The 18101-nt window shown below is 67.1% G+C and carries 14 protein-coding genes and 1 tRNA gene; 12 read left to right on the plus strand and 3 right to left on the minus strand.

Translation table 11 applies throughout. The annotated features are described in order from the left end of the window. Window positions 1–19 precede the first annotated feature (19 nt). Both pth and mfd read left to right on the plus strand, forming a co-directional pair. On the plus strand, window positions 20–646 hold the full coding sequence (gene pth, locus AB0O71_RS02160; RefSeq protein WP_363741350.1) for an aminoacyl-tRNA hydrolase: 627 nt from the start codon (window positions 20–22) through the stop codon (window positions 644–646). After that, on the plus strand, window positions 643–4281 hold the full coding sequence (gene mfd / locus AB0O71_RS02165) for a transcription-repair coupling factor (protein ID WP_363741352.1): 3639 nt from the start codon (window positions 643–645) through the stop codon (window positions 4279–4281). The genes pth and mfd overlap by 4 nt, the downstream gene beginning before the upstream one ends. A 79-nt stretch (window positions 4282–4360) precedes the next feature. On the opposite strand, the gene AB0O71_RS02170 is transcribed toward mfd, so the two are convergent. Continuing rightward, on the minus strand, window positions 4361–4849 hold the full coding sequence (locus tag AB0O71_RS02170) for a hypothetical protein (protein WP_363741354.1): 489 nt from the start codon (window positions 4847–4849) through the stop codon (window positions 4361–4363). 106 nt (window positions 4850–4955) lie between these two features. Between AB0O71_RS02170 and AB0O71_RS02175 the strand changes: the two genes are divergently transcribed. Further along, a complete protein-coding gene (locus tag AB0O71_RS02175) occupies window positions 4956–5663 on the plus strand; it encodes a MazG nucleotide pyrophosphohydrolase domain-containing protein (protein WP_363741356.1) in 708 nt (235 codons plus the stop codon). A gap of 30 nt (window positions 5664–5693) precedes the next feature. Here the strand turns inward: AB0O71_RS02175 and AB0O71_RS02180 are convergent, their stop codons facing one another. Beyond that, complete coding sequence (locus tag AB0O71_RS02180) at window positions 5694–6572, minus strand: LuxR C-terminal-related transcriptional regulator (RefSeq protein ID WP_363741358.1); 879 nt, start codon at window positions 6570–6572, stop codon at window positions 5694–5696. 109 nt (window positions 6573–6681) lie between these two features. Here AB0O71_RS02180 and AB0O71_RS02185 point away from each other — a divergent pair, with 109 nt between their 5' ends. From AB0O71_RS02185 to AB0O71_RS02215, 7 genes are all read left to right on the plus strand, one after another. Then, window positions 6682–7038: a DUF485 domain-containing protein gene (locus tag AB0O71_RS02185; RefSeq protein ID WP_363741360.1), complete on the plus strand. Its 357-nt coding sequence runs from the start codon at window positions 6682–6684 to the stop codon at window positions 7036–7038. Beyond that, complete coding sequence (locus tag AB0O71_RS02190; protein WP_363741362.1) at window positions 7035–8654, plus strand: cation acetate symporter; 1620 nt, start codon at window positions 7035–7037, stop codon at window positions 8652–8654. The genes AB0O71_RS02185 and AB0O71_RS02190 overlap by 4 nt, the downstream gene beginning before the upstream one ends. 60 nt (window positions 8655–8714) lie before the next feature. After that, entirely contained in the window at window positions 8715–10025 is a 1311-nt protein-coding gene (gene hisS / locus AB0O71_RS02195) for a histidine--tRNA ligase (protein WP_363741364.1), read from the plus strand. Window positions 10026–10261: 236 nt separating this feature from the next. Continuing rightward, entirely contained in the window at window positions 10262–11539 is a 1278-nt protein-coding gene (eno, locus tag AB0O71_RS02200) for a phosphopyruvate hydratase (protein ID WP_363741367.1), read from the plus strand. A gap of 28 nt (window positions 11540–11567) precedes the next feature. Beyond that, window positions 11568–12104 (plus strand): septum formation initiator family protein, encoded by a 537-nt coding sequence (locus AB0O71_RS02205; protein WP_363741370.1) that lies wholly within the window; start codon window positions 11568–11570, stop codon window positions 12102–12104. After that, complete coding sequence (locus AB0O71_RS02210; RefSeq protein ID WP_363741373.1) at window positions 12101–12583, plus strand: DUF501 domain-containing protein; 483 nt, start codon at window positions 12101–12103, stop codon at window positions 12581–12583. Before AB0O71_RS02205 ends, AB0O71_RS02210 begins: the two co-directional genes overlap by 4 nt. 123 nt (window positions 12584–12706) lie before the next feature. After that, on the plus strand, window positions 12707–14038 hold the full coding sequence (locus AB0O71_RS02215) for an FAD-dependent oxidoreductase (RefSeq protein ID WP_363741376.1): 1332 nt from the start codon (window positions 12707–12709) through the stop codon (window positions 14036–14038). 350 nt (window positions 14039–14388) lie between these two features. Here the strand turns inward: AB0O71_RS02215 and AB0O71_RS02220 are convergent, their stop codons facing one another. Next, window positions 14389–15867 (minus strand): helix-turn-helix domain-containing protein, encoded by a 1479-nt coding sequence (locus AB0O71_RS02220; protein ID WP_363741378.1) that lies wholly within the window; start codon window positions 15865–15867, stop codon window positions 14389–14391. 127 nt (window positions 15868–15994) lie between these two features. On the opposite strand from AB0O71_RS02220, the gene AB0O71_RS02225 reads away from it, so the two are divergent. Beyond that, a complete protein-coding gene (locus AB0O71_RS02225; RefSeq protein ID WP_363741381.1) occupies window positions 15995–17845 on the plus strand; it encodes a phosphoenolpyruvate carboxykinase (GTP) in 1851 nt (616 codons plus the stop codon). 173 nt (window positions 17846–18018) lie between these two features. Continuing rightward, window positions 18019–18092 (plus strand) — tRNA-Leu (locus tag AB0O71_RS02230). Window positions 18093–18101 lie beyond the last annotated feature (9 nt).

Genomic DNA, 18101 nt, shown 5'->3' on the forward strand with positions numbered 1-18101 from the left:
GACGCCGAAGGGGGAACTGATGGTGTGGTGGAAGCGGAAGAAAGCGGAGGATCCCGTGTCGGATGACACCTGGCTCATCGTCGGTCTGGGCAACCCGGGCGCGAAGTACGAGGCGACGCGACACAACGTCGGGCAGATGGCGCTCGACGTGCTCGCGAACCGCATCGGCGGCCGCTTCTCGTCCCATCGCGCGGGTGCGCGCGTCGCCGAGGGGCGCCTGCGTGCGGGCGGGCCGAAGCTCATTCTCGCGAAGTCGAACGGGTACATGAACACGTCGGGCGGGCCGACCTCGGCACTCGCGAAGTACTTCGCGGTGCCGGCCGAGCGCGTCATCGTGCTCCATGACGAGCTCGACCTGCCGTTCGACGCCGTGAAGCTGAAGCAGGGCGGCGGCCATGGAGGGCACAACGGCCTGCGAGACATTGCCAAAGCACTCGACACCCCGGGCTTCTTGCGCGTGCGCATCGGCATCGGGCGCCCCCCGGGCCAGCAGGATCCCGCTGATTTCGTGCTGAAGCCCTTCGCCTCCGCTGAGCGCAGCACGCTGCCGGTGCTCCTCGAAGACGCTGCAGACGCAGCCGAATGCCTCGTCGACGAGGGGCTGCTCGCTGCGCAGCAGCGTTTCCACGGCAGGAGCGCCCAGTGACGCTGCGCGGGCTCGACCGGCTGCTCGAGTCATCGCCGTCTTTCGCCGCTGCACTCGATGCGAGCGCCCAGGATGCAGAGTTCTCGGTAGTCGAGGGCCTGCGGGCGCCCCTCATCGCCGGGCTCCTCCGCAGACGACGCGCTGCCGGGGATCGCGGAGCTCTGCTCGTCATCGCAGCGACGAGCCGCGAGGCCGACGCGCTCCGCACCGCACTCGCGTCATTGCTGCCGGAGGCCGTCACCACCGAGTTCCCCGCGTGGGAGACGCTGCCGCACGAGCGGCTGAGCCCGAGCGCAGAGACGGTCGGGCGCCGCGCAGAGTCACTGCGGCTGCTCCGCGAGTACGATGGCGAGGCCCCGCTCGTCATGGTGGCTTCTGTTCGCGCCGCGCTGCAGCCCGTGTCTCCGCACGCCGCTTCGGCAGAACCCATCGTGCTCGCAGCCGAGCGCGACACGCATGGTCTCGAGACGATCGCGCGGCGCCTCGTCGAGTACGCCTACACGCGTGTCGACATGGTGACGCGACGCGGCGAATTCGCGGTGCGCGGCGGCATTCTCGACGTCTTCCCGCCGACTGCGGATCAGGCCGTGCGCGTCGATTTCTTCGGCGACGAGATCGACCAGATCAAGCGCTTCGCCGTATCCGATCAGCGCAGCGCAGGTGACCCGCTCGATGCGATCGAGCTCTGGCCGGCGCGCGAACTCCTGCTCACCGACGAGGTGCGCGAGCGCGCCGCGGAACTTCTGCCGCGCTTCCCGGCGCTCGGGTCACTGCTCGAGAAGATGAGCCAGGGCATTGCCGTCGAAGGCATGGAAAGCCTGTTGCCCCAGCTCGTTCCCGGTCTCGCGCCGATCACCGCGCTGCTTCCCGACGGTGGAGCCGTGCTCGTCGCGTCGCCCGAGCGCGTTGCGAGCCGCGCAGTGAGCCTTGCCGACACGAACCGGGAGTTCCTCGAGGCGGCGTGGCAGGCGGCGACCGCGGGGGCCGACGCGCCCGTACCGGTCGAAGACAGCGGGATGCTGGCCCTCGGTGAGCTGCGTGCGGTGTCGCAGGGGAGACCGTGGTGGTCGGTGTCGAACTTCGTGCGAGACGACGCGGTTCCCGGCGCTGACGGCATCGACGCGGGAAGGCCGGGCGATCCTGCCGTGGTCGCGGTGCCGGGCGGGGCGTTCCCCAAGCCGGCGCAGGCCGGAGATGCGACCGGCGCGGCGATTCGGTTGATCGGGGAACGCCTGCGCGATGGCTGGCATGCGGTGGTCTCGGCGCAGGGCATCGGTCTCGTCGAGCGCGCCCGCGACGTGCTCTCCGACGCCGGCGCCGCGGCGCGCATCGTGGATGAGCTCCCCGAGGTCTGGGAAGACGGAATCGTGTACCTCGTCACGGGCACCGCCTGGTCGGGGTTCGAGAGCACCGAGGCGAGTCTGCTCCTGGCGACGGAGGCCGAATTCTTCGGTCGATCGGCGGGTTCGCAAGCCGCCTCCGGCCAGAAGCTCGCGAAGCGTCGCGGCAAGAACGTCGTCGACCCGTTGAAGCTCGTCGCCGGCGATTACGTCGTTCATGAGACGCACGGCATCGGCCAGTTCGTCGAGCTCACCCAGCGCATGGTGCCCACGGGAGTCGGTCGCGACGCGACGAAGGCGCTGCGCGAGTATCTCGTGCTCGAGTATTCCTCGACGAAGCGGGGGATGCCGCGCGACAAGCTCTACGTGCCCACCGACCAGCTGGACCAGCTCTCGCGGTACGTCGGCGGCGAAGCGCCGACCCTCTCGAAGATGGGCGGCAGTGACTGGGCGACCGCCAAGAAGAAGGCCCGCAAGGCCGTGCGCGACATCGCCGTCGAACTCGTGAAGCTCTACTCGGCGCGCGTGGCATCGAAGGGCTTCGCATTCTCCTCGGATACGCCGTGGCAGCACGAGCTCGAAGAGGCATTCCCGCACCCGGAGACGCTCGATCAGCTCACCACGATCGACGAGGTCAAGCGCGACATGGAGCGCACGATTCCCATGGATCGCCTCATCGCCGGCGACGTTGGATTCGGCAAGACCGAGGTCGCCGTGCGTGCGGCCTTCAAAGCCGTGCAAGACGGCAAGCAGGTCGCGATCCTCGTCCCCACGACGCTGCTCGTGACGCAGCACCTCGAGACGTTTCAGAACCGGTTCGCCGGGTTCCCGGTGCGCCTGCGGCCGCTCAGCCGATTCCAGTCCGACAAGGAATCGCGAGACACGCTCGAGGGTCTCGCGGCAGGCACCGTCGACGTGGTCATCGGCACGCATCGGCTGCTCTCCGAGAACGTGCACTACAAAGATCTCGGGCTCGTCATCATCGATGAGGAGCAGCGGTTCGGCGTGGAGCACAAGGACTCGCTGAAGAAGCTCAAGACGAATGTCGATATTCTCGCGATGAGCGCGACGCCGATTCCGCGCACACTCGAAATGGCCGTCACCGGAATCCGCGAGATGTCGACACTCGCCACCGCGCCCGAAGACCGTCACCCGATTCTCACGTTCGTCGGGCCGCGCAGCGACAAGCAGATCACCGCAGCAATTCGTCGCGAACTGCTGCGCGAGGGGCAGGTGTTCTTCGTGCACAACCGCGTGCAGTCGATCACGAGGATCGCGAATCAGATCGCCGAGCTCGTGCCCGAGGCGCGGGTCGCGGTCGCGCACGGCAAGCTCGGCGAGCACCAGCTCGAACAGGTGGTGCAAGACTTCTGGGAGCGCAAGTTCGACGTGCTCGTCTCGACGACGATCATCGAGACCGGTCTCGATATCGCGAACGCGAACACCATCATCATCGACAGCGCCGACAAGTACGGTTTGAGTCAGCTGCACCAGCTGCGCGGGCGCGTCGGTCGCAGCCGGGAGCGAGCCTACGCCTACTTCCTCTACGATCCCGACAAGCCGCTCACCGAGCACGCGCATGAGCGCCTGGACACGCTGGCGACGAACAACGAACTCGGCTCCGGAATGCAGGTCGCGCTGAAAGATCTCGAACTGCGCGGAGCCGGCAATCTGCTCGGCGGTGAGCAGTCCGGTCATATCGCAGGCGTCGGCTTCGACCTGTATCTTCGCATGATCGGCGAGGCCGTCAGCACGTTCAAGGGCGAGGAGGTCGCAGGGACCACTGAGCTCGTGCTCGAGCTCCCCGTCGATGCTCACATTCCCGAGGAGTACGTGGAGAGCGAGCGGCTGCGGCTCGAGGCGTACCAGAAGTTCTCGGCGGCGTCGCACCCGCAGGCCCCCGCTGATCACGTGACGCTGGTGCTCGAAGAGCTCACCGACCGCTACGGGGCGCCTCCCGTCGAGGTGGAGCGACTCGCGGCCGTCTCCGCGCTCCGGCGTCGGGCATCGCGACTCGGTCTCGCCAAGCTCGTCGCTGCGGGCCCCGCGCTCCGTATCGAGCCGGTCGAGCTGCTCGACTCCCGTCGCATGCGCATGAACCGCATGTATCCGGGCTCCCGGTACGTCGAGGCGTCGAAGAGCCTGCAGATTCCCCTCCCCGGTGGCACGGCTTCATCGCGCAGTCCGCTCGCCGGTGTCGGGCAGAAGCACGTGGGCGACGAGGGAGACATCGTGGCATGGACGGGTCGTGTACTGTCGACCCTGCTCGAGGAGGATCCGCAGCCGCCGGCCTGAGCCGGCCGCGCCCGACGCGATCCGGCAATGACGAAGGCCTCGCACCAGTCGGTGCGAGGCCTTCGTGCTTCACAGCAGATCAGCCAGCGGTGCAGATGTCCTGCAGGTTCTGCCCGGCCTCGGTGAGAGACGTCGACTGCTCCTGGAGCTTGGTGGTCATCTCCTCGGCCTCTGCCTGCATCTGGTCGAGCTTGTCCATCGCCTCGGGGTCAGCGGGATCGATGCTGCTCGCATCGGGGATCTCGTAGCCCTCGAGCGTGCCGCTCATTGCGGAGAGCTCGTCGGTGAAGCTCGCGAGTGCCGTCGAGACCTCTTCGTTCGTGACCTCCGACTGCGCATCCTCGAGTGCTTCGGTGATGGGGTCGAATGCGGCGCTCAGATCGCCCTCACCCGACGTCGCGTCTGAGAGCACGCTCTGCAGGTCGCCGGTCGCCTCGTTCACCGTGGAGTTCGCGATGTTGCACGCGTCTGCGACGCTCTGCCCGCCCGAGCAGGAAGCCAGGCTGAGTGTCAGCGCCGCAGCACCGAAAATGCCGGCGACCTTGAACAGCGACTTCGTTTCCGTCATGAAAGTTTCCCCCTAGTATGCGTCGATTGCCCAGCTGGTAGTCCCAGGGCCGAACCAGGCAATCAGGCACCTTTCAGGGTGGCGGCGCCAGATAGAGTGGGTGAGCATGAGGACCGACGCAGCCGGTGACCCACGTCCGTTCGATGCTCTGATGGAGACGGTGCGCCGACTCGTCGCCCCGGGAGGCTGCGCCTGGCACGAGGCGCAGACGCACGAGTCGCTGACGCAGTTCCTCGTCGAGGAGACCGCCGAGCTCATCGACGCGGTCGAGCGCGAGCTTCCCGCTGCGGAGGTGCAGTCGGAACTCGGCGACGTGCTGTATCAGGTGCTGTTCCACGCAGCGATTGCAGAGCGCGACGTCGAGGGCTACGACTTCGAGAGCATCGCCACTGCGCTCAACGACAAGCTCGTGAACCGGCACCCGCACGTCTTCGGGGATCGCGGACACATGACCGTGGAAGAACTGCACGCCGAGTGGGAGCGCCTCAAGGAAGACGCGGCGGGGGAGGAGCGCGGGTCGCGCGGCCCACTCGAGGGGATTCCCGCCGGCATGCCGACGCTCGCCCGCGCTGCGAAGGTCATCGAGCGCTTGAAGCGTGCGGGGTTCATCGATCCTGGGGCGGGCGATGCCTACCCCGAGGACCCGCTCGCGGCGCTCATCGGCCCCGACGAGCAGCGGCTCGCGGAGTTCGGGATCGGTGACGCGATGCTCGCAATGCTGATGCGGGCGAATCGAGCCGGCGTGGATCCCGATCGCGCCCTGCGCCTCGCCGTCGATCGCCTGACCGCGCGTGTGCTGCACAGCGGCGGGTGAGGTACCGGCGAGCCGGGCACAGGCAGCGCGTCATACGAGCAGGCCGAGCGCGCGGGCGCGCGAAACAGCCGCATGGCGCGTGGACGCATCGAGTTTCGTCATCGCGGCGTTGAGGTAGCTCTTCACCGTGTTCTCGGTGAGGCCGAGGCACTCGCCGATCTCAGCGTTCGTCGCCCCGAGCGCGACCTGCGCGAGCGTGTCGATCTCCCTGGGGGAGAGCCGCACCGGACGCGCCGCTTCGGCAATGCTGCTCGACAGGGCCGACGGTGCGGAGAAATCGGTGAGCCGACGCTCGATGCCGCTCAGCCGCCCGCGCAGTGCGGGGGAGGATGCCTCGGCGAGCGCGCCGCGCACCCCGGCATGGACATTGCGCAGTACCTCGATGGCCGGAGCCGGAAGCTGCGCCGATGACCGGAGCGACTCGGTTTCGCTGCGTCGCGCCTCGAGCCGACGCGCAACCTCGAACTCGACGCGCAGCTCGTGCGCGAGATCTCGAACGATGCCGCCCGCCGCCCGCACGAATCCATTTCCGGGCATCCCGGGCTCGCGGGTGCCGCCGTACAGTACCGCCCGGGCGGCCCCATCCACGAGCACGGGCACCGCGAAGAGTCCGATGATTCCTTCGTCGACGACGTACGCGTCGTACTCGTGGGTGATCTGTCGACTGCGCACGTAGTTCACGGCGATTCGGGGTCGGCCCTCTCGCAGCGCGCGCCCGCCGAGGCCGCGGTCGCCCCGCACGAGCAGCCCCTCGAGCGAACCGTGCTCCAAGCCCGAAACGGCGGTGACGATGGCGTCTCCCGCACGCTCGAGACCGCCGAACGCCACAGCGAAGCGCGTCGTTCTGGCGAACTCGGAGACCGCATCGCTCAAGATGCTCTGCACGTGATCCTCTGCCGCCCGCTGCATGCGCAATTACCCACTTTCGGAGGTAGCTCACGCTAACACCGGCTTTCTAGGATCAGCATGAGTCGTCGCAACATTGCGCCGAGGACGCTTGAATTCAAGGGAGAAACGAGTGACCGAACCAGTACCCACGCCAGAAAAGCAGTGGGATTCCGTCGATTACGTCGCATTCCAGGCCCGACCCGAGTTCCGAGAACTGAAGCACCGCTTTCGGAGCTTCGTATTTCCGTTGGCGGTGGCCTTCATGCTCTGGTTCTTGCTGTACGTGGTGCTCGCCGCGTATGCGCACGATCTCATGGCGACGCCCATGCTCGGCCTGAATGTCGGCCTGTGGTTCGGACTCGCACAGTTCATCACCACATTCGCGATCACCATGGCCTACGTGCGCGTCGCGAACCGCCGCCTCGACCCGCGCACAGCGGCGCTCCGGGCCGAACTCGAGGCGATGGAGGAGGAGGGAACGCGATGAACGCGATGCTCCATCACGCCGAGGCGACCCAGACCGAGCAGAATCCTGTGCTCAACATCTCCATCTTCCTCGCGTTCGTCGCGGTGACGATGGTGATCGTCATTCGCGCGAGCCGCAACAACAAGAGCGCGGCTGACTTCTACGCGGGCGGTCGCTCCTTCTCCGGGCGGCAGAACGGCATCGCCATCGCCGGCGACTACCTCTCGGCGGCATCGTTTCTCGGCATCGTGGGAGCGATCGCGATCAACGGGTACGACGGGTTTCTCTACTCCATCGGGTTCCTCGTCGCCTGGCTGGTGGCGCTGCTGCTCGTCGCCGAGCTCATGCGCAACACCGCGAAGTTCACCATGGCCGATGTGCTGTCGTTCAGGCTGCAGCAACGCCCGGTGCGCATGGCGGCGGCGCTGACCACGCTGGCCGTGTCGTTCTTCTACCTCCTCGCCCAGATGGCGGGAGCCGGCGGCCTCGTCTCGCTGCTGCTCGGGGTCGATGACGGGTTGGGGCAGTCGCTCGTCATCGCCGTCGTCGGGGTCGTCATGATCTGCTACGTACTCATCGGCGGGATGAAGGGCACCACTTGGGTGCAGATCATCAAAGCCGTGCTGCTCATCGCCGGGGCTGCCGCGATGACGATCTGGGTGCTCGCGCTGAAGGGTTTCAACTTCGCCGCCGTGCTCGACGCCGCGGTGCAGCACCCGGAGAACTCGAACGGCGCCGCGATTCTCGCGCCCGGTCTGCAATACGGCTCGAACCCCATCGACTTCGTGTCACTCGCACTCGCCCTGGTGCTCGGCACCGCCGGCCTCCCGCACGTGCTCATGCGCTTCTACACGGTACCCACGGCGAAGGACGCGCGAAAGTCGGTCGTCTGGGCGATCTGGCTGATCGGCATCTTCTACCTGTTCACGCTGGTGCTCGGCTACGGCGCGGGCGCGCTCGTCGGGCCGCAGACCATCGCCGACGCACCGGGCGGCCAGAACTCCGCTGCGCCGCTGCTCGCGGCAGAACTCGGCGGCCCTGTGCTGCTCGGCTTCATCTCGGCCGTTGCCTTCGCGACGATCCTCGCCGTCGTCGCCGGCCTCACGATCACTGCGTCGGCCTCGTTCGCGCACGACATCTACAACAGCGTGCTCAAGAAGGGCCGTGCTTCGGCCACGCAAGAGGTGAAGGTCGCCCGGATCACGACGCTCGTGATCGGCGCCGCGGCGATCCTCGGCGGAATCGGCGTGCAGGGCCAGAACGTCGCCTTCCTCGTCGCGTTGGCCTTCGCGGTCGCCGCATCGGCCAACCTCCCAACGATTCTGTACTCGCTCTTCTGGTCGAGGTTCACCACGCGCGGAGCGGTGTGGTCGATGGTCGGCGGGCTGCTCTCGGCAGTCGTGCTCATCGCGCTCTCGCCCGTCGTGTCGGGCGATGAGACCGCCATGCTCGGCGCGGGAGTGGACTTCGCGATCTTCCCCTTGAAGAACCCGGGCATCGTATCGATCCCGCTCGGTTTCCTGCTCGGCTGGCTCGGCTCCGTGACGAGCTCGCGTCGCGAGTCGCAGCGGCTGGCAGCCGAGATGGAAGTGCGCGCGCTGACCGGCTACGGCGCCGAGCCGCCCGTGCAACACTAAGCATGAGCACAGCCGAGGGCGGCGGGCGAGCGGGTGCGAGCCGTGGAAGAATGGTGAACCATGGCCCAACCCGTGAACCCGCCGCGCGGCATGCGCGATTTTCTTCCCGCCGACAAGGCGCGTCGCGAGCACGCGCTCGGGATCATCAGGAGCGTCTACCGCTCGCACGGTTTCGATGAGATCGAGACGCCGGTGGTCGAGGACTACGCACGGCTGCACGCCGGGCTCGGCGGCGACAACGAGAAGCTGAGCTTTTCCATCTTGAAGCGCGGCATTCGGCCTGAGGCGCTCGCCGCAGCCGCCGAGTCCGGCGATGCTGAGCAGCTCGCCGACCTGGGGCTGCGCTTCGACCTCACCGTGCCGCTCACGCGGTTCTTCGCGACGCACCGCGCTGAGCTGCCTCCGGTGTTCCGCTCCATCCAGATCGCGCCGGTCTGGCGCGCCGAGCGCCCGCAGAAGGGCCGCTACCGCCAGTTCGTGCAGGCCGACATCGACATCATCGGGGAAGCGGGGCTGCTCGCGGAGATCGAACTCATCACGGCGACCTCGCAGGCGCTCGCAGCGCTCGGTCTCGCCGGCTGCGTCATCCGCGTGAACGATCGGCGGATCCTCTTCGGTCTGCTCACGCACTGCGGCTTCGCCGCCGAGACGCACGACCGTGCGCTGATCATCATCGACAAGCTCGACAAGATCGGCGCGAGCGGCGTCGTCGACGAGCTGCGCGCGATCGATTCCGCAGCCGCTGACCGCATCGGGGAGGTACTCGCGGCGGTCGAACCCGCGCTCGGTGCGGACGGCCTGGGCACCGGTATTCCGTTGACGCGCGAAGCGATCGCAGGCGTGCTTCCAGAAGGAGCCGCAGCAGACGGCGTCGCCAATCTCGCGGCCCTCGGCGACGCGCTCGAGGGAGGCCTGCCCGCGGGCGTCTCTGTGCGCTTCGACCCGACGCTCGTGCGCGGCATGGGCTACTACACCGGAACCATCTTCGAGGTGGCGCATCCGGGATCGGGCAGCTCGGTCGGCGGCGGCGGCCGCTACGACGGCATGGTCGGCCGCTTCCTGGGGCAGGACGTGCCGGCCGTCGGGTTCTCGATCGGGTTCGAACGCGTCGTCGATCTGCTCGCGCTGCCTGAGTCGACGGGCCCGGAATCGGTGGCGCTGATCGCCGACGCCGACGTCGCGCTGGCTGATCTGCTCGAGCTGAAGCGCGCGCTCGTCGATCGCGGTCACCGCGTGCGCCTCGAGAAGCGGCAGAAGAACATGAAGACGCTGCTCGCCCGTGTCGCCCAGGAAGGCTTCTCGCGCGTGGCGAATGTGCGTGCCGGGGTGTCGGATCCCGACGCGCTGGAATTTCGCGACCTCGCCGAGTAAGACGATCGGATCGCGTCGAACGGTGGTGCTCGGTGCGTGGATTGGCCTCGGTGAGATCGAAGGCTGGGTTGCCGTCGCACCGACGCGAGGTCTCCCACCGACGTCGCGTAGGCGCCTCGCGAAGACCATCGGCCAGCCGGAATCGTAGCGTGCCGGTGCCCTAGACTGGGGTGCGGTGGGCCCGCCCACCGCACCCTTTGCTTCACCCGGCATCCGACCCCTTCAAGGAGCGCATAGTGGCATTTATCGACGCAGTGATCGCCCGAGAGATTCTCGATTCGCGTGGCAACCCGACCGTCGAGGTCGAGGTGGGCCTGACCGACGATTCGGTGGGCCGCGCAGCGGTTCCATCGGGAGCATCAACCGGAGCGTTCGAAGCGTACGAGCTTCGCGATGGCGAAGACCGCTACCTCGGCAAGGGCGTCACCCGCGCAGTCGATGCCGTCTTCGACGAGCTGGCCCCGGCGATCGAGGGCTTCGCGGCCGATGATCAGCGCATCATCGACGAGACGCTGAAAGAGGTCGACGGCACGCCGAACAAGGAGCGCGTCGGAGCGAATGCGATCCTCGGTGTCAGCCTCGCGGTAGCGCACGCCGCAGCTTCTGCAGCCGAGCTGCCCCTGTACCGCTACCTCGGCGGGCCGAATGCGAGCACGCTTCCCGTGCCGCTCATGAACATCATCAACGGTGGTGCGCACGCAGACACGGGCGTCGACATCCAGGAATTCATGGCGGTGCCACTCGGCGCCGAGACCTTCTCCGAAGGCCTGCGCTGGGGCGTCGAGGTGTATCACGCGCTGAAGGCGCTGCTCAAGGAGCAGGGATTGGCGACGGCGCTCGGCGACGAGGGCGGATTCGCTCCTGACCTGCCGCACAACGCGGCCGCGCTCGACCTGATCGTCGAGGCCATCAAGCGCGCTGGGCTCGAGCCGGGCCGTGACGTCGCAGTCGCACTCGATGTGGCGTCGACCGAGTTCTTCGAGAACGGCGTCTACAAGTTCGAAGGTCAGCAGCGCACCGCCGCTGAGATGTCGGCGTACTACGCCGACCTGCTCGACCGGTATCCGCTGGTCTCGATCGAGGACCCGCTCGCCGAAGACGACTGGGAGGGGTGGAAGCACCTCACCGACGAGCTCGGCGATCGCGTGCAGCTCGTGGGAGACGACCTCTTCGTCACGAACCCGGAGCGTCTTGCCGACGGTATCGCACAGGGGGCGGCGAATTCGCTGCTCGTCAAGGTGAACCAGATCGGCACGCTCACCGAGACACTCGACGCCGTGCAGCTCGCGCAGCGCTCGGGGTACACGGCGATCCTGTCGCATCGCTCGGGTGAGACCGAAGACGTGACCATCGCCGACCTCGCCGTCGCCACCGACTGCGGTCAGATCAAGACCGGTGCACCCGCGCGATCCGAGCGCGTCGCGAAGTACAACCAGCTGCTGCGCATTGAGGAAGAGCTCGGCGGCGCGGCGAAGTACGCCGGTCGCGGGGCGTTCCCGCGCTCCGCCGCGTAACCCGCCATCACGCAGAGACGACGACACGGTGAAGCGCTGGATCGATGATGTCGGAACCTGGGCCTCGAGCCTGCGGTTCAGCGGCTTCACCGTGGTCGTCGTCGTGCTGGTGCTCGCCGGCATCGTCATCGTGAGCCCGAGCCTCTCGACGTTCGTGCAGCAGCGGCGCGAAATCGCCGAGCTGCGCGAGAGCGTGCGGCAGAGCCAGGAGGCGGTCAACGAGATCGACGCCGAGCGCGCGAAGTGGAAGGATCCCGTGTACGTGCGCTCGCAGGCACGCGATCGGCTGTTCTACGTGATGCCTGGGGAAACCCAGGTGAACGTGATCGACGACATCGTCATGCCGATCGAGTCCGACGAGGAGCCGGATCCCGAGCTCTCGCGAATTCCGAGCAATTGGGCGCGCAGCCTCTCCGCCTCGTTCCTCAGTGCGGGCACGACCGACGCGCCGCCGACCGACCCCGCGAGTGCGCCGAGCGATACCGCACCCGATGCCACCGACCCCGAGACCGACCCGGTCGATCCCGCGTCGCCCCAGAACCCCGTCGAGGAGACACCGCAATGAGCCGCCCGCCCTACCCCGAACCGACCGCAGCTGATATTGCGGCGGTGACCGAGCAGCTCGGTCGTGAAGCGCGTGGAGTCGTGGGTATCGCGGCACGCGCCTCCGACGGCAGCCCCGCCGTTGTCGCGACGGCGCCCCGGCTTCCCGACGGCTCTCCGTTTCCCACGTTCTACTACTTGTGCCACCCGGAGGCCGTCGCAGCGGCGTCGCGCCTCGAGGCTGCGGGCGTGATGAACGAGTTCAACGAGCTGCTCGCTGCAGACGAGGCGGTGCGCGAGCAGTACCAGCGCGCGCATGAGCAGTTCATCGCGGATCGCGACAGCATTGGCGAGGTGCCGGAAGTCGCTGGCGTGAGTTCGGGTGGCATGCCGACGCGCGTGAAGTGCCTGCACGCGCTCATGGGGCACGCGCTCGCGGCCGGCCCCGGCGTCAATCCCATCGGCGATCTCGCACTCGAGCGCAGCGGCTGGCAGCGCTGACCCGCACACGGGCGTACTTTGGAGCTGGGAAAACGCGGTAAGCTGGGAGTACGGGTGTTTCGCCCGCCATTTTCTGTGCCCGTAAAGCGGGCCCGTCCCTGATTGCTGCAAGGAGATCGCTTCGTGGCGAAGAAGATTCTGATCGTTGGTGGCGGCTATGCCGGCTTCTACACCGCATGGAAGCTCGAGAAGCTGCTCCGCGCGGGTGAGGCCGAGGTCACGATCGTCGATCCGCTCCCGTACATGGCGTACCTGCCGTTCCTTCCCGAGGTCGCCTCGGGTTCGATCGAGCCGCGCCACGCGGTCGTGGCGCGACGTCGTCACCTCGAGCGCACGGCGAACATCGCCGGCAAGGTGACCGCGATCTCGCACGCCACCAAGAGCGTCACCGTCACGCCGAACGTGGGCGAGGCGTTCGAGTTCGCCTACGATCACATCGTGGTGACGACCGGTTCGGTCTCTCGCACCTTCCCGATCGCCGGCATTGCCGACAACGCGATCGGCATGAAGACTATCGAGGAGGCCGTCGCGGTGCGCGATCGCCTCGTCGGCAACTTCGAGCGCGCGGCTTCTCTGCCGAAGGGCTCGGCTGAACGCGCCCGGCTCCTGACGGTCACCGTCGTGGGCGGCGGTTTTGCGGGCATCGAGACGATCTCCGAGCTCCGGTCGTTTGCGACAGCGCTGCTGCGTCGCTACCCCGAGATCGCGTTCGACGAGACGGTGTTCCACCTGGTCGAGGCCATGGGGCGGATCATGCCCGAGGTGTCGCAGGAGACCGCCGACTGGGTCGTCAAGGATCAGACGCGTCGCGGGGTGCAGATCCACCTCGATACGCAGCTCGCCTCGGCTCTCGACGGCAAGATCGAGCTGTCGACCGGGGAGAACTACGAGTCCGACCTCATCGTCTGGACCGCCGGTGTCATGCCTCGCCCGTTCCTGCGCGGAACGGATCTGCCGATCGGCCCCCGCGGGCACGTCATCGGCAGCCCGTCGCTGCGCATCACGACCGAAGACGGCGTCGCGCTCAACGGTGCGTGGACCGCGGGCGATACCTCGCAGACCCCCGACATCTCCGCCACGCCCGGCCCCGGCGGCTTCTGCGTTCCCAACGCGCAGCACGCTGTTCGCCAGGGCAAGCTGCTCGCGAAGAACATCGTCGCCGATCTGCGCGGCGAGGGCATCGCCGAGTACAACCACAAGAACATGGGTGCGGTCGCCGGTCTCGGCGTCAACACCGGCGTCTTCCAGTCGGGCAAGTTCGCGCTCAAGGGCTACTTCGCCTGGCTCGCCCACCGCTTCTACCACGGCCTCGCGATCCCCTCATGGGAGCGCAAGTGGCGCGTATTCGGCGGATGGGTCGGCCACTTCTTCCTCGGTCGCGACGCCGTGAACATCGAAGCCGTGCAGCAGCCGCGCGAGATCTTCGAAGAGTTCGCATCGCGCCCCAAGGCCTGATCGAGAGAGCTCCGCAATGAGAACCCTCGCAGCTTCGGCTGCGGGGGTTCTCGCGTTGGAGGCGTGAGGTGCTGTGCTCGCGCGCGGCACCGGACGACCGGACGAACCTAACGAACCGCCAAAAGTGTGCGCTTACCGGGCGAGAACTGCACTTTCGTGGAGGTTCATCAAGAAGCCGGCGCCTCCGGGCCCTGTAGGGCCCGCGCCGGAAAAGACGAAAGCTCAGTTTTCGTCCTAATTCTCCGGGCCCTGTAGGGCCCGCGCCGGAAGCGGCGAAAGCGCTGCTTTCGCTCTAAGCTTCCGGGCTCTGTGGGGCCCGCGCCGGAGAAGACGAAAGCTCAGCTTTCGTCCTAATTCTCCGGCGCATGCTTCGCGAGGAACTGGTACATCTCCGTGTCGTCCACGCCCGGGAAGGTTCCCGTCGGCAGCGGAGACAACACGTGAGCGTGCATGCGGGCGCTCGGCCACGCCTTGCCCTCCCAGCGCGCGAGAAGTTCTGGTCGGGGCGTGCGGCAGCACGCCGGATCCGGACACGTGGATACCTGGCGCTCAGTCGTATCTCGCCCGCGGAACCACTTGGCATCGTCGAATGCGACACCACAGGCGATGGCGAACGGACCCTGCTCGGCGTCACCGGTCTGCACGCTCGACCAGAAGGTTCCGGCCGGGGTGTCGGTGTACTGATAGAACTCGCTCGTGCGGTTCGTGCGGTTGAACGACGTGCGACCGCCCCACTTGTGGCAGAGCACTTCACCCTCGATCGATCCGGTGTCGTCCGCCGGGTACGGCAACCCGTCGTTCTGGTACCCGCGCACGATCGCTCCGGCGCCATCCGCACGATAGTGGTGCGCGCGAAGGCCGAGATGCTGCGTGGCGAGGTTCGTGAACCGGTGCGAAGCGGCCTCGTGCGTCACGCCGAAAGCGTCCCTGAAGTCCTCGATCGCGAGGTTGCGGTTGCGCTTGGCCTGCTGCAAGAACTCCACAGCGCCCGCCTCGGGAATCAGGCATGCGGCTGCGAAGTAGTTGATCTGCAGGCGCTGTTCGAGAAATTCGGCGTAACTTGCCGGCTCGGAGTGTCCGAGCACGCGGTGCGCCATCGCCTGCAGCGCCAGTGAACGCAATCCGTGTCCACCCGGAATCGAAGCCGGTGGCAAATAGATGCGCCCGTTCTCGAGATCGGTGATGCTCCGGGTATTCGACGGCAGGTCGTCGACGAAGATGAGCCCGAAACCGAGCAGCTCTGCGAGCATGGCGACTTCGCGATGGGTCACCGCGCCCATCGTGTGACCGATGCGCCGCATGAGATCCGAGGCGACGAGCTCGATGTCCTGAATGTAATTGTCGCGCGCCTGCATCTTCATGCGGATCGCGGTATTGGCGCGTCGAGCCTCCTCAGAGGTGGTTGCCGCAGCGCGGGATCGCCGAGCCAGTTCGCGGTGCAGGCCGACCAGGGCTTCCAACGTATCGTCGGGGAGCGTGCGCGGCGTGCGCACATGGGGGAGACCGAGCCGGGTGTACGTGGGAGCCGCCTGCGCACGCTCGAGCTCGACCTCCCAGGTGCTGCGGCGATCCGGAGCCTCGCGCTTGAGCAACTCGGCCGCGTCGATCCCGAGTTCTCGAGCGACGCTCTGCAGTAACCCGAGCCGCGGCTCTCTGCGGCCGTTCTCGATCAGTGACAGCTGACTCGCCACCACCCCGACGCGCTCGCCCAGCTGCTCCAGAGTGAGCCCAGCGCGCGTTCTGAAGTGGCGGATGCGTTTGCCGAGGATCAGGCGATCGAGTTCGGCTTCGTCGAATCCGGCGGTCACCGGCGAGGGCTCAGCAGTCATCTCTTGACTATATGTCAAAAATAGGCAAATTTTCCAGCTAGAACGATGAATGCAGGGTGAACGAGGCGCTCAGAATGGAGATGTCGCCGGTTCTTCGCCCGGCGGCGAGACCTCCGAGGAGAACGACATGGCACTCACGCAGACCATTGAGACCGAGCTGACCTTCGCTGAGATCGTTCGCGACGGAGCGACCACGAGCAACGAGGGCGTGCTCACGTGGGTCGCCGAGGTCGCCGAGCTCACGCAGCCCGATGATGTGGTCTGGTGCGACGGATCTCAGGCCGAGTGGAATCGCATCACGGGCGAGATGGTCGAAGCGGGCACGCTGATCCCGCTCAATAAGAACTTGCGGCCGGGAAGCTTCTTGGCCCGTTCGCATCCCGATGACGTGGCTCGCGTGGAGGATCGCACGTTCATCTGCTCCGTCGACGAAGCGGACGCCGGTCCCACGAACAATTGGATGGCCCCCGACGACATGAAGTCCGAGCTGATGCCCCGCTTCAGCGGGTCCATGCGCGGGCGCACCATGTACGTCGTGCCGTTCTCGATGGGTCCCGTCGGCGGCGCCATCACGCAGCTCGGCATCGAGATCACCGATTCGCCCTACGCCGTGCTGAACATGCGCATCATGACGCGCATGGGGCAGGCCGCGCTTGATGGCATCGTGCCCGGCAGTGAGTGGGTGCGCACGGTGCACTCGGTGGGCGTGCCGCTCGCGCCCGGCCAGAGCGATGACGCGTGGCCCTGCAACGAGACGAAGTACATCACGCACTTCCCCGAGACCCTCGAGGTCTGGTCGTACGGGTCGGGATACGGCGGAAATGCCCTGCTCTCCAAGAAGTGCTTCGCGCTGCGCATCGCCAGCGTGATGGGGCGCAACGAGGGGTGGCTCGCCGAGCACATGCTCCTGCTGAAGCTCACGAACACGGAGAGCGGCAAGTCGTACCATCTGTCTGCCGCATTTCCGTCAGCGTGCGGCAAGACGAACCTCGCCATGCTCCAGCCGACCATCCCCGGGTGGAAGGTCGAGACGATCGGTGACGATATCGCCTGGCTGCGCCCCGGAACCGATGGGCGCCTCTACGCCATCAACCCCGAGGCAGGCTTCTTCGGCGTCGCACCGGGCACGGGGGAGTCGACGAACCCGGTCGCGGTCGAGACGCTCTGGGGAAACACGATCTTCACGAACGTCGCGCTCACCGATGACGGCGACGTCTGGTGGGAGGGCAAGACCGATGAGGTGCCCGCGCACCTGGTCGACTGGCAGGGCAACGAGTGGACCCCCGAGAGCGGACGCGCTGCGGCGCACCCGAACTCGCGTTTCACCGTGCCGATTCAGCAGACGCCCACGCTCGCGCAGGAGTGGTACGAGCAGAACGGTGTTCCCCTCGACGCGATCCTCTTCGGCGGGCGCCGCGCGACCAACGTGCCGCTCGTGGCCCAGTCGCTCTCGTGGGAGCACGGCGTCTTCGTCGGTGCCACGATCTCATCCGAGAAGACCGCTGCCCAGGAGGGCACCGTCGGCGAGCTGCGGCGCGATCCCTTCGCCATGCTGCCGTTCTGCGGGTACAACATGGCCGACTACTGGGGGCACTGGCTCGACATGGGCCGCACCCTCGGAGACCAGGCGCCCAAGATCTTCCAGGTCAACTGGTTCCGCAAGGGCGCCGACGGTCGGTTCCTGTGGCCCGGCTTCGGCGAGAACTCTCGTGTGATCGACTGGATCATCCGCAGTGTTGAGGGCTCCGTCGAGGGCCGCGAGACCGCGGTGGGCACCATTCCCGCCGCCGGTGAGCTCAACCTCGACGGCATCGAGGTGCCCGAAGCTGATCTCGAGGAGCTCTTCTCCATTGATCCCGCATCGTGGCTTGCGGAGGCAGAGCTCACGGAGGAGTTCTTCGGCCAGTTCGGCGATCGCCTTCCCGCTGCGCTTTCCGCGCAGCTCGACGGACTCCGCGGTCGCCTCGGCGCCGCGTGATCCGGCCGCGCCGGTGACCGCCGACGCCCCATAGACCGTAGGCCCCGCCGTTCTGCCCAATGGCGGGGCTTACTCTTTTCCGTTCGTGTTCGTGTTCGTGTTCTCGTTCCTGCGCCAGGCGTCGATTGACAGCTTGGCGTTCCGGACGCTCGCGATCTGCGAGAATCGAACGGCCCCCTATAGCCCAACTGGCAGAGGCAGCCGACTTAAAATCGGCACAGTCAGGGTTCGAATCCCTGTGGGGGGACGGTCAGCG

The organism is Leucobacter sp. NPDC077196 (assembly GCF_040687075.1).
In the GTDB taxonomy this organism is placed as follows: domain Bacteria; phylum Actinomycetota; class Actinomycetes; order Actinomycetales; family Microbacteriaceae; genus Leucobacter.

What these genes read in the sequence shown, in the direction of transcription:
- pth (WP_363741350.1), top strand. Translation starts at nt 20, where the DNA reads ATGGTGTGGTGGAAGCGGAAGAAAGCGGAGGATCCCGTGTCGGATGAC.
- AB0O71_RS02170 (WP_363741354.1), bottom strand. Translation starts at nt 4,849, where the DNA reads ATGACGGAAACGAAGTCGCTGTTCAAGGTCGCCGGCATTTTCGGTGCT.
- AB0O71_RS02175 (WP_363741356.1), top strand. Translation starts at nt 4,956, where the DNA reads ATGAGGACCGACGCAGCCGGTGACCCACGTCCGTTCGATGCTCTGATG.
- AB0O71_RS02180 (WP_363741358.1), bottom strand. Translation starts at nt 6,572, where the DNA reads ATGCAGCGGGCGGCAGAGGATCACGTGCAGAGCATCTTGAGCGATGCG.
- AB0O71_RS02190 (WP_363741362.1), top strand. Translation starts at nt 7,035, where the DNA reads ATGAACGCGATGCTCCATCACGCCGAGGCGACCCAGACCGAGCAGAAT.
- hisS (WP_363741364.1), top strand. Translation starts at nt 8,715, where the DNA reads ATGGCCCAACCCGTGAACCCGCCGCGCGGCATGCGCGATTTTCTTCCC.
- AB0O71_RS02210 (WP_363741373.1), top strand. Translation starts at nt 12,101, where the DNA reads ATGAGCCGCCCGCCCTACCCCGAACCGACCGCAGCTGATATTGCGGCG.
- AB0O71_RS02220 (WP_363741378.1), bottom strand. Translation starts at nt 15,867, where the DNA reads ATGACTGCTGAGCCCTCGCCGGTGACCGCCGGATTCGACGAAGCCGAA.
- AB0O71_RS02225 (WP_363741381.1), top strand. Translation starts at nt 15,995, where the DNA reads ATGGCACTCACGCAGACCATTGAGACCGAGCTGACCTTCGCTGAGATC.